The 16,765-nt window shown below is 40.5% G+C and carries 14 protein-coding genes and 1 pseudogene; 2 read left to right on the top strand and 13 right to left on the bottom strand.

Going from position 1 to position 16,765, the window contains the following annotated elements; translation table 11 throughout:
* The 11 genes from ureE to XM47_RS14830 form a co-directional block, all read right to left on the bottom strand.
* Entirely contained in the window at positions 1 to 522 is a 522-nt protein-coding gene (gene ureE / locus XM47_RS14780) for an urease accessory protein UreE (RefSeq protein WP_048694143.1), read from the bottom strand.
* 28 nt (positions 523 to 550) lie between these two features.
* Entirely contained in the window at positions 551 to 2,266 is a 1,716-nt protein-coding gene (gene ureC, locus XM47_RS14785) for an urease subunit alpha (protein WP_048694145.1), read from the bottom strand.
* Positions 2,266 to 2,622: an urease subunit beta gene (locus XM47_RS14790; protein ID WP_048694147.1), complete on the bottom strand. Its 357-nt coding sequence runs from the start codon at positions 2,620 to 2,622 to the stop codon at positions 2,266 to 2,268. The genes ureC and XM47_RS14790 overlap by 1 nt, the downstream gene beginning before the upstream one ends.
* 38 nt (positions 2,623 to 2,660) lie before the next feature.
* Entirely contained in the window at positions 2,661 to 2,963 is a 303-nt protein-coding gene (locus XM47_RS14795; RefSeq protein WP_048694149.1) for an urease subunit gamma, read from the bottom strand.
* Positions 2,964 to 3,001: 38 nt separating this feature from the next.
* Positions 3,002 to 3,916: an urease accessory protein UreD gene (locus XM47_RS14800; protein ID WP_048694151.1), complete on the bottom strand. Its 915-nt coding sequence runs from the start codon at positions 3,914 to 3,916 to the stop codon at positions 3,002 to 3,004.
* Between the two features lie 32 nt (positions 3,917 to 3,948).
* Positions 3,949 to 4,644 (bottom strand): urea ABC transporter ATP-binding subunit UrtE, encoded by a 696-nt coding sequence (urtE, locus tag XM47_RS14805; protein WP_048694153.1) that lies wholly within the window; start codon positions 4,642 to 4,644, stop codon positions 3,949 to 3,951.
* A gap of 15 nt (positions 4,645 to 4,659) precedes the next feature.
* Positions 4,660 to 5,490, bottom strand: a complete 831-nt coding sequence (gene urtD, locus XM47_RS14810) for an urea ABC transporter ATP-binding protein UrtD (protein WP_048694156.1) — start codon at positions 5,488 to 5,490, stop codon at positions 4,660 to 4,662.
* Positions 5,487 to 6,608 carry an urea ABC transporter permease subunit UrtC gene (gene urtC / locus XM47_RS14815; RefSeq protein WP_048694190.1) on the bottom strand — a complete coding sequence of 374 codons (1,122 nt, stop codon included), beginning with the start codon at positions 6,606 to 6,608 and terminating at the stop codon, positions 5,487 to 5,489. Before urtC ends, urtD begins: the two co-directional genes overlap by 4 nt.
* A gap of 65 nt (positions 6,609 to 6,673) precedes the next feature.
* Positions 6,674 to 8,293, bottom strand: coding sequence for an urea ABC transporter permease subunit UrtB (gene urtB / locus XM47_RS14820; RefSeq protein ID WP_245623476.1), 1,620 nt, complete (start codon positions 8,291 to 8,293; stop codon positions 6,674 to 6,676).
* Between the two features lie 249 nt (positions 8,294 to 8,542).
* A complete protein-coding gene (gene urtA, locus XM47_RS14825; RefSeq protein WP_048694160.1) occupies positions 8,543 to 9,826 on the bottom strand; it encodes an urea ABC transporter substrate-binding protein in 1,284 nt (427 codons plus the stop codon).
* A gap of 29 nt (positions 9,827 to 9,855) precedes the next feature.
* Positions 9,856 to 10,830 carry a porin gene (locus XM47_RS14830; RefSeq protein ID WP_048694162.1) on the bottom strand — a complete coding sequence of 325 codons (975 nt, stop codon included), beginning with the start codon at positions 10,828 to 10,830 and terminating at the stop codon, positions 9,856 to 9,858.
* Between the two features lie 372 nt (positions 10,831 to 11,202).
* On the opposite strand from XM47_RS14830, the gene XM47_RS14835 reads away from it, so the two are divergent.
* Positions 11,203 to 14,577, top strand: a complete 3,375-nt coding sequence (locus XM47_RS14835; RefSeq protein WP_048694164.1) for an ATP-binding protein — start codon at positions 11,203 to 11,205, stop codon at positions 14,575 to 14,577.
* Positions 14,567 to 15,457 (top strand): response regulator, encoded by an 891-nt coding sequence (locus XM47_RS14840; RefSeq protein ID WP_048694167.1) that lies wholly within the window; start codon positions 14,567 to 14,569, stop codon positions 15,455 to 15,457. The genes XM47_RS14835 and XM47_RS14840 overlap by 11 nt, the downstream gene beginning before the upstream one ends.
* 6 nt (positions 15,458 to 15,463) lie before the next feature.
* Here the strand turns inward: XM47_RS14840 and XM47_RS14845 are convergent.
* Positions 15,464 to 15,847 (bottom strand): annotated as a pseudogene (locus XM47_RS14845) (tyrosine-type recombinase/integrase); the annotation flags it as partial.
* A 225-nt stretch (positions 15,848 to 16,072) separates the two neighbouring features.
* Positions 16,073 to 16,696, bottom strand: coding sequence for a phage integrase N-terminal SAM-like domain-containing protein (locus XM47_RS14850; RefSeq protein ID WP_053084580.1), 624 nt, complete (start codon positions 16,694 to 16,696; stop codon positions 16,073 to 16,075).
* Positions 16,697 to 16,765: the final 69 nt, after the last annotated feature.

The following is a 16,765-nucleotide window of genomic DNA, read 5'->3' on the forward strand; positions in this document are numbered from 1 at the left end:
TTAGGCTCCATGCTTATGGCTATGCGAACCTGAGTGGTCGTGGCTATGAGAGTGGCCATGATCATGCTCATTTTCATGACTATGAGAATGCCCTGAATGTTTGCCATAAGCACCGCTTTCTGGCTCAAATACAGCATCATGGGTTCTGACACTTAAACCATAGTTTTCTGCTAATTCAGCCAGAACATGATCGGGTTTAAATCTAAGCCAAAGCTCACCCATTTGAAGTTGAGTATGGCGATTACCTAAGTGATAACAGACTTTACTAAAAGTGTGCCAATCAGATGTGGTTGCAGTATTAACTTCTTCTTTGGCGCCATTTACTTGGATTAATTTTCCGCATTCAGTTTTGAGTATTTCACCCACTTTAAGTGGATTGCCGCGATCCACAAAAATTCCAATCGCTTGGCCTGAATCTGTACTTGCTTTAATCCGCGCTTTTTGGCGGGTGGTGAAATCAAGTGTAATGCTATCGTGGCAAGGCTGATGAATATGAGAAAGCCTTTGATAAACTTGAAGCATAATGTTTCCTTAAATATTAAAAATAGGCTTAAAACAAGCAATAGCGCTGAGCTAATGGCAATTCAGTAGCAGGCTCACAGGTGAGTAATTCACCATTAGCTGTTACTTCATATGTTTGTGCATCAACTTCAATTTTTGGCTGCCAGTTGTTATGAATCATATCGTCTTTGGATATTCTTCGAGTGTTTTTACAAGCGCCAACAAGTCGAGTCATGCCGACTTTTTCTGGAATCTTGTTGTCAATTGCGGCTTGCGACAAAAATGTCATAGAGGTTTTAGCAGCAGCTTGGCCGTACGAACCAAACATAGGTCTATAATATACAGGCTGTGGTGTCGGAATAGAGGCATTGGCATCACCCATAGGCGCAGCGGCAATAAAACCTGCTTTAATTATCATGGAAGGTTTAATGCCAAAAAATGCGGGTTTCCATAATACCAAGTCCGCTAACTTCCCAACCTCGATTGAGCCAACTTCGTGGCTAATGCCATGGCTTATCGCCGGATTGATTGTGTATTTAGCAACATATCGTTTAATTCGGAAATTATCATTTTCCGCTGTATCAGGCGTTAAAGGACCTCGCTGTTGCTTCATTTTATGTGCGGTTTGCCAAGTTCGAGTGATCATTTCACCTACTCGTCCCATCGCTTGAGAATCCGACGCTATCATGCTGATTGCGCCCAAATCATGCAGAATGTCTTCAGCTGCGATACTTTCTTTACGAATTCTTGAATCAGCAAAAGCGATGTCTTCAGGAATATTGGGATCTAAGTGATGACAAACCATCAGCATATCCAAATGCTCGTCTATGGTATTGATAGTGTACGGACGTGTTGGATTGGTTGAAGAAGGTAAGACATTATTAAAACCACATGCCGTAATTATATCGGGTGAATGGCCGCCGCCTGCTCCTTCGGTATGATAGGTATGTATAGTACGGCCTTTAAATGCACCCACTGTATCTTCAACAAAACCAGATTCGTTTAGTGTGTCGGTATGAATCGCAATTTGTACATCGTACTCTTCGGCAACAGATAAACAGGTATCTATTGCAGCTGGGGTTGTGCCCCAATCTTCATGTAATTTTAAGCCACATACACCAGCTTCTATCTGTTCAATTATAGCTTGTGGTTTACTCGCATTGCCTTTACCTAAAAAGCCAAAATTCATTGGCATATCATTAGTTGCTTGCAGCATTTTTTCTATATACCAAGGACCTGGTGTACAAGTGGTTGCATTTGTCCCTGTTGCTGGGCCGGTTCCACCACCTATCATAGTTGTCACGCCCGACATTAAGGCTTCTTCAACTTGCTGTGGGCAAATAAAATGGATATGGGCATCTATGCCACCTGCAGTTAAAATTTGACCTTCACCCGCGATCACTTCGGTGCCTGGGCCAACTTCAATATCCACGTTATCTTGAACATCTGGGTTGCCAGCTTTGCCGATTAACGCAATGCGACCGTCTTTAACGCCGACATCGGCTTTTATTATGCCCCAGTGGTCGACAATTAACGCATTGGTTATGACTAAATCGACAGTATCATGACATGATGCTTGGCTTTGGCCCATGCCATCTCTAATCACTTTACCGCCGCCAAATTTAACTTCTTCACCGTAGCCGTTTTTTTCACATGTCAGATCTTTTTCAACTTCTAACCAAAGGTCGGTATCTGCTAAGCGAACTTTATCGCCTATGGTTGGACCAAACATGTGTGCATAAGCGTGTTTATCTATACTGGCCATTATTTATCTGCTCCTGAATTTTGCTCTGCACCTTGATTGTCGAGTTGGTTGTCGAGCGCGCCCATTACTTCACCCCTAAAACCATAAACATGACGCTTGCCGCCGTAAGCAACTAAAACGACTTCTCTTTCTTGCCCTGGTTCAAATCTAACGGCAGTGCCTGCGGTAATATCGAGTCGGTAGCCATAACAAGCTGAACGATCAAATTTGAGTGCTGGGTTAACTTCATAAAAATGATAATGCGAACCAATTTGGATAGGGCGGTCACCAGCATTCGCAACCTTGATAGATATTTTCTGACGACCAATATTGAGTTCATGTTCGCCTGCTGTTGTTTTTATTTCGCCTGGGATCATAATATTTACTCTCTAATTCTAGGTGTAGCTGTGGATAGCTAAACTATCGGATTATGCACTGTCACTAATTTAGTACCGTCAGGAAATGTAGCCTCTACTTGAACCTCTGGAATCAGTTCAGCTATACCTTCCATAACTTGCTCTCGGGTTAGCAAGGTTCTGCCATAATCCATTAACTCTGCTACTGTCTTGCCATCACGAGCGCCTTCTATTATCTCCATTGAGATATAAGCCATGGCTTCTGGATAATTGAGTTTCACACCTCTATTGAGTCTTCGCTCGGCTAATAAAGCTGCAGTAAAAATCAGTAATTTATCTTTTTCTCTTGGTAGTAAATCCATCTTGTATCTCTTATATGAATATCAATTGAATGATGAAATTAGGTGAGCCAAATTCGCGGTGAATTTGTCGGCTTATCACAGCAAGCTGGACGAAGACATTGCCAAATAGCCGTAAAAATTTGTTTGCATTGTTCACTTTGGTTGCCGAGATAGCGAATGACGAATAAGCCATCAATACAGGTAACACTGACTAATTCTTCCGCTTGTTTTTGTTCGATAATGTCGCGTATTTCGGTTAACAATTTGGCTTGGATTTGATTGTTTTCAGGCCGAATAAAATTGGCTGAATAAGCTGTCATAGTGGCAAAAGTGGTATAGCCAGCCAACCCAGCTACACCTTGCTTTTGATCTAATAGCCCGCTTTGTTGACTTAACTTGATACGGTCGTGATAAATTAATTTGTTATCGCAGTAAATCCGATTTAATTGGGTAAATTGACCTGATTTAAAATACTGCGCTGACGCTGGCAGCCCCATACAAACAATATCCCAACCAATATAAGTTGAAGACTCTGTGAGTTTTATATCAACCGTATTAATACCATTCGCACCGTCGTAAACAAGTGTCTCTAGCGGCAGGTTTTCTAACATGGCATTTTCTGCTAGTGTCAGCGTGATAGTTTGCTTTTGCTTATTTCGCGCTTCATTGTCACCATTTCTCGCTCGATAAAATCGATTAGCACCTGGGGTGGTTAATAAAGCGTGAGCATTTGGTTTAACGAGTGTCGTTAACGTGAGTTCGTCACCCGAGACTATGCCTGCGGGTGGATGTAGCAAGTAAACATGTGCGCAATTTGGCCCTTCAGGGTAGAAGGCTTTTTGAACGGCTAAAGGACCCCTACGTTTGATCGAGCTGAGCCGACTGCCTTGTTGAGTTTGGCTAAACTCAAGTGCAAGGCTGGCCTGCCATTGACCCACCTCATCAGGAAGCGTTTTTGCACAGCTAATTGTCATTACTAATATTTTCCTTGTTGTTCTGGTTTAATTTATACCGCTAAGTATTTGCCGACTAACTCGTCATTGAGCTCTACCATATCGCCAGAAGCGATGACTTGGCCTTTTTCCATTAAATGAAACTTTTCACCAACAGCGCGCGCAAAAGGTAGCTTTTGTTCAACTAATACAATTGTCATGCCTTTTTCGCGGTTAAGCTTTAATAAAACGTCTCGAATTAGCTGAACTATGTTTGGCTGTATCCCTTCATTTGGTTCATCTAGTATTAATACATCAGGGTTTAATACCAGTGCTCTAGCGATTGCAAGCTGCTGCTGTTGGCCGCCAGATAAGTCTCCGCCGCGGCGCTGTAGCATTTCTTTTAGCACAGGAAAAAGCTCGTAAACATCTTCTGGAATGGTTTTACTTTTTTGTCGTTTACAGTTCAGGCTGAGTTTTAAATTTTCTTCAACTGTCAATTGTGGAAATATATCTCGACCTTGCGGTACATAACCTATCCCTATTTCAGGGCGTTTCTCAACAGAGGCTTTAGTGACATCTTTACCATTTATGCTTAAGGTGCCTGTACTAACAGGCAGTAAGCCCATAATGCATTTAAGCAAGGTTGTTTTACCAACCCCATTACGCCCCATAATACAGGTACGTGAACCAGCCTCTATTTTCAGGTTCATATCCCATAAAATTTGTGTGCCGCCGTATTTTTGATTAACAGAATTAAGTTCGATCATAATTTATATACCTGCTTAGCCTTGTTCTTCGCCAAGGTAAACTTGGATGACATCTGGGTTAGATTGAATTTCTGACATGCTGCCTTCTGCCAGCACACTACCTTGGTGCAATACGGTTACTTTGCGCGCAATTGAACGAACAAATGCCATATCGTGTTCAACCACTACAACAGAGTGTTCACCCGCTAACGAAGTTAATAACTCAGCCGTGCGTTCGGTTTCTTGCGCTGTCATGCCTGCAACTGGTTCATCTACCAATAATAATCTAGGCTGAGCTGCGAGTAACATACCAATTTCGAGCCATTGTTTTTGGCCGTGAGATAGCGCCCCAGCTAGCTGCTTTTCTTGTGGGGTTAACCCTATGGTTTTTAATATTTCAGCAATGCGATCTTTTTGTTCGCTGCTTAGTTTGTGAAACAGTGAAGTAATAATACCTTTATCACCCGCAAGGCTGAGTTCTAAATTTTCGAACACTGTTAAATTTTCAAACACGGTTGGCTTTTGAAACTTTCTGCCAATACCCGCCCTGGCAATTTCCGCTTCGCTCAAGCTGAGTAAATCGACTTGTTGACCAAAGCTGACTTTACCAACATCTGGACGGGTTTTACCTGTGATTACATCCATCAAGGTGGTTTTACCCGCACCATTCGCGCCAATTAAGCACCTAAGTTCGCCATCATTGATATATAAATTCAAATCGTTTAAAGCTTTAAAACCATCAAAGCTGACGCTAACATCTTCCACATACAAGATAACGCCATGACGAGTGTCTGGATTAATGTTTTCTTCGGCTAGTATCGGAGAGCCTTGCTTCGGAGGCGTTGTTGTACCTGTCGTCGCTATCATGATTTCACCTCACTTTTTGTATCAGCTGTGTCAGCCGCTTTAGCCGAGTCTGAACGTTTAAATTTAGCAATTAATTGCGGCGCTAAGCCAGCTAACCCTTTTGGTAAAAATAGGGTGACTAGAACAAATAAGCCGCCCAGAGCAAATAACCAAGCTTCTGGCATAATTGCGGTAAAGCGAGTTTTAGCGTAGCTGACAACTAGCGCACCTATAATCGCGCCATATAAAGTACCTCGACCACCAATGGCAACCCAGATCACCATTTCAATTGAGTTAAGTGGTGAGAATTCCCCCGGATTGATAATACCGACTTGTGGCACATAGAGTGCGCCAGCAATGCCTGCTAATACGCCAGACACAACAAATATCCAAACCTTGTAGTTTTCTGGTTTGTAGCCAACAAATCGAACTCGACTTTCAGAATCTCGAATGGCGGTGACGACTCGGCCCATTTTTGATTTCACTATGTAATGACTAATTGCATAACCAATGGCCAACATCACAGCTGTGATAATAAAAAGCACGATTCGCGTGGTATCCGATTGCAATGAAAAACCGAGAATATCTTTAAAATCAGTTAAGCCATTGTTACCACCAAAGCCCATTTCATTTCTGAAAAATGCTAATAGTAAAGCGTAGGTCATAGCTTGGGTCATAATAGATAAGTAAACACCGCTCACTCTGGATTTAAATGCCATGCTGCCGAAGACATAAGCAAGTAAACCTGGAATCAGTACAACCATAACGGCCATCCAAATAAAACTGTCCGAACCGGCCCAATACCAAGGTAAGCTATCCCAGTTTAAGAACACCATAAAATCTGGTAATTCTGGATTCCCATAGACACCTCGGTCACCAATTTGACGCATTAAATACATCCCCATGGCATAACCGCCAAGCGCAAAAAATGCACCATGGCCTAAGCTAAGAATACCGCAGTAGCCCCAGACTAAATCGACTGAAAGAGCGAGTAGGGCATAACACAAGTACTTACCTAATAAAGTTACTGTGTAAGTACTTACATGCAGTGCAGAACCAGGTTCAAAAACTAGATTACAAAACGAGACATATAAAGTTGCGACAAATAAAGTGGTCACGACAAAGTGTAAGCTGGTCATTTTGGTCGCTAAGCTTTGTAAACTTGGCGGCAAAAAGCTAAATATAGATTGAGTTGAAGTAGTCATTAGTCTGCTGATCTCCCTTTTTGTGGGAATAACCCTTTAGGTCGTTTTTGGATAAAGAGCACCAAGCCAACCAGAACAATAATATTGGCTAATACAGAACCGGTTAGCGGTTCTAAGAATTTATTCATTGAGCCAAGTGACATAGCTGCAACTAAGGTTCCCCATAAGTTACCGACACCACCAAATACCACGACTAAGAAAGAGTCGATAATGTATGACTGACCTAAATTAGGACCAACATTGGTTAATTGGCTTAACACGACACCAGCAATACCAGCAATACCCGAGCCTAAACCAAAGGTAATGGCATCTACCCAGTCACTTTTAATACTTAAAGCACGCGCCATTTCTCGGTTTTGTGCAACGGCTCTAACATGTAAACCTAGTGGGGTTTTTTTCAAGATCAGCATCAAGGCAAAAAATACCGCTAATGAGAAAATGATTATGTATAAACGGTTATAGGTTAGAGAAAATATTGGGTTTATCTCTAATGAACCACTCATCCAATCTGGTGCCTGAACTTGGCGATTAAGTGGCGAGAATATAGTGCGGACGAGTTGTTGCAAGATTAAGCTAATACCAAAAGTTGCGAGCAAGGTTTCTAGCGGTCGGCCTTTTAAGTAACGAATAACACCGCGCTCTATTAAAATACCGACTAAACCCGAAACTAAGAACGCAGCAGGTATCGCCATAAATAAAGAATAGTTGATTAATTCAGGGAACATTTGTTGAATGACATATGTGGTGTAAGCACCCAGCATCATCATTTCACCGTGCGCCATGTTAATCACACCCATAACACCAAATGTGATAGCTAAGCCAATTGCTGCCAGTAATAAAACCGAGCCTAGGCTAATACCAAAAAATAAATTTTCAGCAAAGGAGTAAATGTCTCGCTTTTGTTCAATTTTATCTAAAGCTTTATTGACCGCCGTTTGTAGCGTTTTCTCTTGAGCTGATAGCGTTTCTCCCTCAGCGAGTTCTGCTGTTTTCTCAGTTAAGCTTTCTTTTGTTCTACTAAGCACGTTGTTCGCTGCTGGCTCTAAACTTTCCGCTAGCACGGAAACTGCTGCTATTTGTTCTTCTAGGCTGCCAAATTTTAAGGCTGCAACTGAGATGGCAACTTGAATGGTTTGAGTTACTGCTTCATCAGATTCTTTTGCTAAACGCTTTTTGAGTCTGGCTGTCGACTCTTTATCTGGATTGTCTAGAATTCTTTTAACCGCCTCCAATCTGACACTTGGGTCTTTATGCGACAGGTCGAGTAATGCTAAAACGCTTTTTATTTGGCCGCGGATTGAGTTGTTCGTTCTAATTTTCTTTAGTTTAGATTTAGTAACTGCTGGGTATTGCTCGTCAGTTAAAATGTGCCATTGGTCGTATAAACCTTCCGTATTTTTAACCACTCGAACAACTTGTTTATTGGCTCGAATATAATAAAGGTCGCCATTGAGTAAACTAGTTAGTATGGTTTTTATTTTAGGGCTTTCGGTAGCTTCAATTGTTTCGATTAACTTTGGTAGTTCGCGAAGACTATTTTTAGGTAACTTAGAGATAGCAGAAGTGAGTTCTGGGTTACTAGCAGTTGATTCTGCAAAACTGTTGCAGGGCAAAAGCATGCATAGAAGAAGGCAGCATATTCGCAACATTGCGGTATTCCTTATTGGGTGAAACAAAATTAGGTGCTAACAGTTTTAAACATAAGTATGTTTACCACTTGTCCGCGTTAGCACCTTATTTAATTAGCAGTTTTTAATTTAGCTTGGAGTTTGGAAGTTTTGCCCTCGTCCTTGGTCTGCTTTGCACTCGAGTTGGAGCAAGTGCAAAGCTAGTTGGGCATACTTCTCTATTATTATTGGGTTAATCAGTTAGAAGTTTTGACCTGAACACTTAGCCGTGGTCACATCAAAGTTGCCGCATTTTACTGGCGCAGTCCAATCTGAAATTAAGTTTTTAGAGCTAGGTAAGAAGTCAGACCAAGCGTCACCTATCACAGTATCAGGTGTTTCCCAGACAACTTCGAACTGACCGTCGTCTTGGATTTCACCAATTAATACTGGCTTAGATAAATGATGGTTAGCATTCATAACCGCAATACCGCCGGTTAAGTTAGGCACAGTGACACCTATGATAGCGTCTGAAACAGCATCAACTTCTGTAGTACCTGCTTTTTCAACCGCTTTTGCCCACATTTTGAAGCCAATATAAGTTGCTTCCATCGGGTCATTAGTGACACGTTTTTTGTCGCCTATGTATTTTTTCCAAGCTTTGATGAATTTAGTGTTTTCGTCAGACTCTACGCTTTGGAAGTAATTCCAAGCCGCTAAATGCCCCACTAATGGACTAGTATCAAAACCAGATAATTCTTCTTCACCTACAGAGAAAGCAACGACTGGAATATCGTCAGCTGAAATACCTTGGTTACCTAATTCTTTGTAGAAAGGTACGTTTGCATCACCGTTGATGGTTGAAACAACCGCAGTTTTCTTACCTTTAGAACCAAATTTCTTGATATCTGCCACTATGCTTTGCCAATCAGAATGACCAAATGGCGTGTAATTAACCATAATGTCTTTCTCTTTAACGCCTTTTGCTTTTAGGTAAGCTTTTAGGATTTTATTGGTCGTACGTGGGTAAACATAGTCAGTACCTGCAAGTACCCAGCGCTCTGCGCCTATGTCATTCATCAAGTAATCAACTGCTGGAATCGCTTGTTGGTTTGGCGCAGCACCTGTGTAGAATACATTTTTAGATGACTCTTCACCTTCGTACTGTACTGGATAGAAAAGTAAACCATTTAACTCTTCCAATACAGGTAAAGCAGATTTACGTGATACCGAAGTCCAGCAACCAAAGATAACGTCTACTTTTTCTTTAGCCAGTAATTCACGTGTTTTTTCTGCAAACAATGGCCAGTTTGACGCTGGATCAACTACTACAGGCTCTAATTTTTTACCTAATAGACCGCCGGCTTTATTTTGCTCTTCAATCATCATTAAAACTGTATCTTTTAATGTGGTTTCTGAAATCGCCATAGTGCCTGAAAGTGAATGTAAAACACCAACTTTAATCGTATCTGCGGCCATCGCCATTTGGCTGACTAAGCTACTCGCAATAATCGAGCTAGCGGCAACGAGTTTTTTAAATTTCATAATCTATTCCTCTACTTATTCTTATTCGATTAAAAAGTCACTAAAGCTTCAACTGCGATAGAGTCGCTGTCACCATTGGTGTCGCTGCTATCCATACGGTATTCAAAAACCATAAGTAGATTGTCGCTAATGGTTAAGCTTGGAGAGATAGTGATTGCACTACCATCATCGATAATAGCGCCTGCTGTTGTTTCAACTTCGTAGTCGTGATAGCGCAATGTGATACCCGCGCTGTCAAAAGCGTAATTCGCCATAAACAAGTAGCCTGCTGCGTCAGTCCCTATACCTGCAGTATTTTGTGAATCATTTAATTCAGCTGCTAACGTTAAATCACCCATAGAGTAGGCAGCCCAGATATTCATCATTTTTACAGACTCGCTAGAACCGGCAATGCTATCTACTGAGTAAAAACCTTTAATCGTAAAATCATCCGTTGGCATAAGAGCAATCATGGTTTCAATCGCTGGACTTGAAGGGTCTTTAAATTCACCTTCTAAATCACCTAGGCTATTAACAACAGAGACTGCTGCGGCAAAACCGTCGCCACTGTAAAGTGCTGAAACACCTTGTTGATAGCCGCCATAAAAATATTTAGCGTAACCTGTACCTGAATATTGGAATAAGCCTGTTGGTTCTTCTGTTTCCCAACCTGAATAGCTTAAGAAGCGACCTGCTTTAAAGCTTAAGCTGTCAGAAAGGCCGTAAGTAATAAAAGCTTGCTCAATATCTACTTCTTCCCCAGTACCATTATCTTGATATTCTAGGTCGACTTGAGCGGATAACTTGCTGTCGAAGTTATATAAAAAATCTAGTTCGAATTGGTCTAAGCCAAATGATTGCTCTGAACTGCCACCGTCAGGATCTGTATATGTCCAAGACATGTCGATAAAACCAGTCACACTTAGCTGGTCTGCAAGTTTAATTTCTGCATTTGCTGTCGAAACGTTACCCAAGGTTAAAGCTAATATTGCAGCAACTGGGGTTAAGCTAGTTAATTTTTTCATGTGGTTTTCCCGTTGATCGAATTCTTATAATGGACGCTAGTAAGTCGATTTGAACAACCAAGCAGCTTAGTATTGGGATTTGGCTACTCTGCTTAGCTGTTCAATTTCGACGTTTGTAAGTATCTAGTGTTTTGGGAAGGGTGAACATTCGCAAAATAGCGCAGTTATATACGTAAAATTACGCATATTTATCTTTTTACTATCTTGATATGCTCGCGGACGCACGGTCAGTTATCGTGCAAAATGTTCCCCGAGAATGGCTGGTCTGTTATTTGCTTGCTGTTTTTATATGCAATCTAAGTGTAGTTAAGCGACTGCATTGGGTTATGAATCGTTAAAAATTCAAGTCACTAATTGATAAGTTTGGTTTTAATGCAGTCGAATAAAAAAATCTTATTTGCTCGAAGAAGTTATAACAAGCTCGTTGCCAATGAGATGATGGAAGATTTTGCGCTCAGGTTCACTGCCAAGCGGGCTAGAAAGTGGTCGTCTACTTGGATAGCCAATACAGCTTTAGGCATAGTTTCTTTTTTAGTACTCGAAGCAATAGGCGGTGCTATCACAATTAATTATGGCTTTTACAACTCAGCTTGGGCTATTGGGGCACTTATCGCAGTCGTTTTTTTTGTTGGTTTACCTATTAGTTATTATGCTGCTAAATATGGCGTCGATATAGATTTGCTTAGCCGTGGTGCAGGTTTTGGTTATATCGGTTCTACTATTGCGTCTTTAATTTACGCTTCCTTTACTTTTATATTCTTCGCGCTTGAAGCCGCCATTATGTCTATGGCGCTCAATATTTTACTTGGGTTGCCCTTAGCTTTGGGCTATATAGTCAGTTCTTTAGTTGTGATCCCCTTGGTTACGCACGGTATCACTAATATCAGTCGTTTTCAGGTTTGGTCACAACCTGTTTGGATAGTGTTGCAAATAGTGCCTTTGCTTTACGTATTTAACCATCCAGATAGTGATTTTCAAGAGTGGTTTCAATTTACAGGTGAGTCGGGCGACACAGGGCAAAGTTTTAACCTTTTATTATTTGGTGCCGCATCTGCGGTTTTACTCTCACTTGTTGCTCAAATAGGCGAGCAAGTTGATTTTTTAAGATTCTTACCAGAAAAACCGAAAAAGCAACAATGGCAATGGTGGTTAGCTTTAACTGCGGCTGGACCGGGTTGGATTATTTTTGGTGCGGCTAAATTATTTTTGGGTTCTTTTTTGGCTTATTTAGCACTTAAACAAGGTGTTTCGATTGATTTGGCGGATGATCCCGCACATATGTATCAAATCGCATTCAGTTATGTGTTTGATACCCCTGGAATCGCGATTGTGCTCGCGGCTGTTTTCGTCATTATTTCTCAGCTCAAAATCAATGTCGCAAATGCTTATGCTGGCTCGTTAGCTTGGTCTAACTTTTTTTCACGTGTTACGCATAATCACCCTGGTCGAGTGGTTTGGATGTTCTTTAACGTCGCCATTGCTCTGTTATTAATGGAACTGGGTATTTATCAAACCATTGAAAGTATGCTGCAGGTTTATTCTGTTTTAGTCCTCGCTTGGTTGAGCTCGGTCGCGGCTGATTTATTGATCAACAAACCACTTGGTATAAGCCCAAAACATATTGAATTTAAACGCTCACATTTATTTGATATTAACCCTGTTGGGGTTGGCTCTATGTTTATTGCTTCATTTATTGGCTTTACCGCTCATTTTGGGTGGTATGGAGAAACAACCGAGGCACTTGCTTCTTATCTGGCGTTTGCTTTACCCCTGATTACAGTCCCCTTAATTGGTTATGCAACAAAAGGTAAATATTACTTAGTCGATAATCAAACTGTTGAGTTAGAGCCATTTCTAAAGTGTCATATATGCGAGAACAGCTTTGATCGTGAAGACATGACATTTTGTCCTGCTTATGGCAAAGCTATTTGTTCACTATGTTGTAGTTTAGATGTCAGGTGTGGCGACCAATGTCGTCCAGATGCGACGATAGCTGCACAGTCGGTTAATTTCTTTCATCGCTTTTTTTCGACTAAAACGCTGAAAAAATTTAGCTCGCCTTTAGCTCAATTTGTTGCCGTTACTCTATTTTTAAGTTGTATTAGTGCAGGGATTTTATTTTTAATTTATCTACAAATGCCAGCCGACGATATTGAATTAAAACAAGTTATTGGCATCACCTTAATTAAAATATTTTTTCTACTCCTGATTATTATCGGTATGGTGAGCTGGTTATTTATACTTGCAAGGAGTAGTAACAGGTTAGCGCTTAAAGAATTGAGATCACAAGCTAAAACATTAGCGCACGAAATATCTGCACATGAGCAAACGTCAATCGAATTACAACAGGCAAAAGAGATTGCTGAAACAGCTAACCAAGCTAAAAGTCGGTATTTAACGGGTTTAAGTCACGAGTTAAGAACACCACTAAATGTTCTACTCGGTTATGCTCAAATTCTTGGGCAGGATGAAGCAATTCCAGCCGCTAAAAGAGAAACAATTCAAATATTAAAACGTAATGGTGAGCATTTAGCGGATTTAATCGAAGGGCTGCTAGAAATATCAAAAATAGAAGCAGGCCGAATGAGGTTGCAAAGAGATGAAGTCAGAATTCATCCTATTTTAAATCAGCTGGTGGATATGTTTAAGTTGCAGGCAGAAAAGAAAGGCATAGTGTTTAGCTATCAATGCAGCGCATATTTGCCTCAATATGTCGCCACAGATAAACAAAGGCTAAGACAAATATTAATTAATTTGTTATCGAACGCGATCAAATTTACGCAACAAGGGAGTGTGTCCTTTACGGTTAGTTACCGTAACGAAGTTGCGTATTTTAATATTAAAGATACAGGCGTCGGCATATCGCAAGCAGATCAAGACCTAGTTTTTAAACCTTTTGAACGAATAACAACAGAGCAAACCCAAGCGATAAGTGGAACGGGTTTAGGCTTAACAATTTCTCGTTCTTTAGCCGAGTTAATGGGCGGTCAAATTAGCCTTGTTAGTGAGCTAAACAAGGGTAGTGAATTTACCTTAGCGCTTATGTTACCTAAATTAAACAATAAACATAGCGAGCCTGAATACGCTAAATCAAGGGCGGTTGGCTATCATGGGGACGTTAAGCAAATCCTAGTGGTGGATGACGATCCAAACCAAAGAAAACTGATGCAAGATTTACTAGAGCCACTGGGTTTTAATATCAAAACCGCCGAAGATGGCGTAAAGGCATTAGCCATATTGCAACAAGACGCGTTCGATTTAATTTTACTCGATGTCACTATGCCATATATGGATGGCTGGGCAGTTGCTAGGACAGCCCGCAAACGTAATTTTAAACAGCCTATCATTATGATTTCAGCCAATGCGAGAGATGTTAATCAAAGCACAGAGAATTATCATAATGATTACCTCACTAAACCAATTAATATAGATAGCTTACTGGGAAAAATTGGCCAATATTTAGACTTAGAGTGGCAGTATAAATATTTGGAAGGATCCTCTTTACCTAAAGAAAAAAGCAAAAGCATACCGGCCAAAGTGAAACCTGTGATTGCTAAAACGCAATACAAGGATTTATCTGCACTCGCTGAAATTGGTTACTTAACCGGCTTCAACGATAAATTAATTCAGTTAGATCAAGACTACACAATTCCAGATTCAATATTGGCAGATTTAAAGAAATATGCAGCAGGCTGTGATTTCCCTCGAATTAGCCAATACTTAAAAGGGTTAATGAATGAGCAATAAAATTAGTGATGTGGTATTAGTTGTTGATGATTCCCCAGAATCTCTCGGCATGCTGAATGTCGCATTAAATCAAGCTGGCTATACTGCTCTGGTTGCTTTAAGCGGGGCGCAAGCGCTATCTATCGCAGATAAGGTGCATCCTGATGTTATCTTAATGGATGGGGTAATGCCTGAGTTGGATGGTTTTGAAACCTGTCGCTTGCTGAAGCAAAAACTACCCAATGTCCCTGTTATTTTTATGACTGGCTTAACCGATATTGAAGATGTAGTAAGAGGATTTGATGCTGGTGGCGTGGACTATGTGACCAAACCCATAGCACCAGATGAAGTCATTGCCAGAATCAAAACCCATGTGCAAACTTCAAAACTTGCCTTAAGTGCTCAGCAAGCCTTAGATGATGCTGGCCGCTATGTGTTTTGTATCGATAATGCCGGTAACTTAAATTGGGCTACGCCGCATGTATATGAGCTGATTGAATCAATCGCTAATGTGAATGATAAACCTTGGATGCTCATGATGCCTGAGCTTAAAAAATGGCTACCCAATGCACAAAGTGCACCTCTAATCCTCACTTGCTTTACCCAAGCGGTTGAAGTTGCTTACCAAAGAGAACAAGACGGCAAGCATTTGCTGAGAATATCTCAAAGCCAGCCAAAGAAAACCGCCGCGGATTTGAAAGCCGCATTAGGCATTACTAAAAGAGAAGCTGAAGTTTTATTTTGGGTATCGAGTGCTAAATCTAATTGGGAGATCTCTCAAATTTTAGAAATGAGCCCAAGAACTGTGACTAAACATTTAGAGCAAATATATAAAAAGCTCGAAGTGGATAATCGCACCGCTGCTGCAGCTATTTCGATTCGTATTTTGGAAGGTGATTGAGTTTATTTACAACCTCGAAAAAGGACTAACAACATTATTGGCACCACTTCGTAAGACATGGGTATAAATTTGCGTTGTTCTAATATCATTGTGTCCAAGTTGTTCCTGAACGGTGCGAATATCAGCCCCAGCTTGTAACAAATGAGTTGCGAACGAATGCCTTAAAGTATGAGGTGTAACTCTTTTATTGAGTTGTAGATTAAGTGCAACTTTGCGAATGGCTTTTTGGATGGTTGATTCGTCAATATGATGACGGCGTAAATTTTGTGTATTGGGTTCGAAACTTAATTTATAAGAAGGGAATAAATAATGCCATTTAAATTCAAATGGTGCATTAGGGTATTTTTTGGCCAACGCAAAAGGTAAATTGACCCCTCTATACTCTTTATTTCTATACCCAAGCGACTTGAAGATGCATGTTTCAGAGCTATCACAGCGTTTTTAGTGCAAGGCATGTTAATGCAGGAATGTAGGCACCTTTCAAATTAACATAACGCAGTAATAGAAATGCTGTGAAGCTCCCAAGGGCAAGGCTAAAAAACATCTATACGGCGTTATTGATTTTGACAAGGGAATAACCATTACCTGCAATCAATGCCTTGTCTAAATGTTTTTTTATCTCTTGCTGAAATCTCGCATCTTCAAGTCGCTTGGGTATATATCCTGTAGATAAAAAGCTTTTGCAATATTCATTTGCTTTACTAACTCTTGATTTAATTCCGTCGCTAGAGTTACCCTTCTATTTTTAAAGCCCTTCGTGTTCCAAACCTCAATACATTGGTAGTCAAAATTAATGTCTTGAATTCTTAACCTTATAGCTTCCATTAAACGCAATCCGCTCCCATACATGATACTTGCGAGTAATTTTTGCGGGTTTGCCAGTTGATTTAAAAGCATAGAGACTTGCTGAGGTGTCAAAACCTCGGGCAATTTGGTGGTCTTTGCACTGCGATGAAAATTTAAAGTTAATTTTAACGGGCGTTTAATGATTTCTTTGTACAAAAAAACTAACGCGTTTAGTGCAATCGTTTGTGTACTTGCAGCTACCTGCCTTTGATTTGCTAAATAGCTTAAAAACGATTCAACATCATGCTCAGATAAGACATTAGGATGTTGATTTTTATTATATTTAATAAAAAATCGAATCCAATATAGATAGCTTTCAATAGTACGCTTTGCATATCGAAGCGTATGCATGTGCTCATATATAAATAATAAAAAGGGAGATTTAATATTCATAATAGTAGTAACTATCTGGACAGGCACTTATAGAACAACTATCTGGACAGGCACTTTTAGAAAAAGAAC

It is taken from the genome of Catenovulum maritimum, assembly GCF_001050375.1.
GTDB classification, from domain to species: Bacteria; Pseudomonadota; Gammaproteobacteria; order Enterobacterales; family Alteromonadaceae; genus Catenovulum; species Catenovulum maritimum.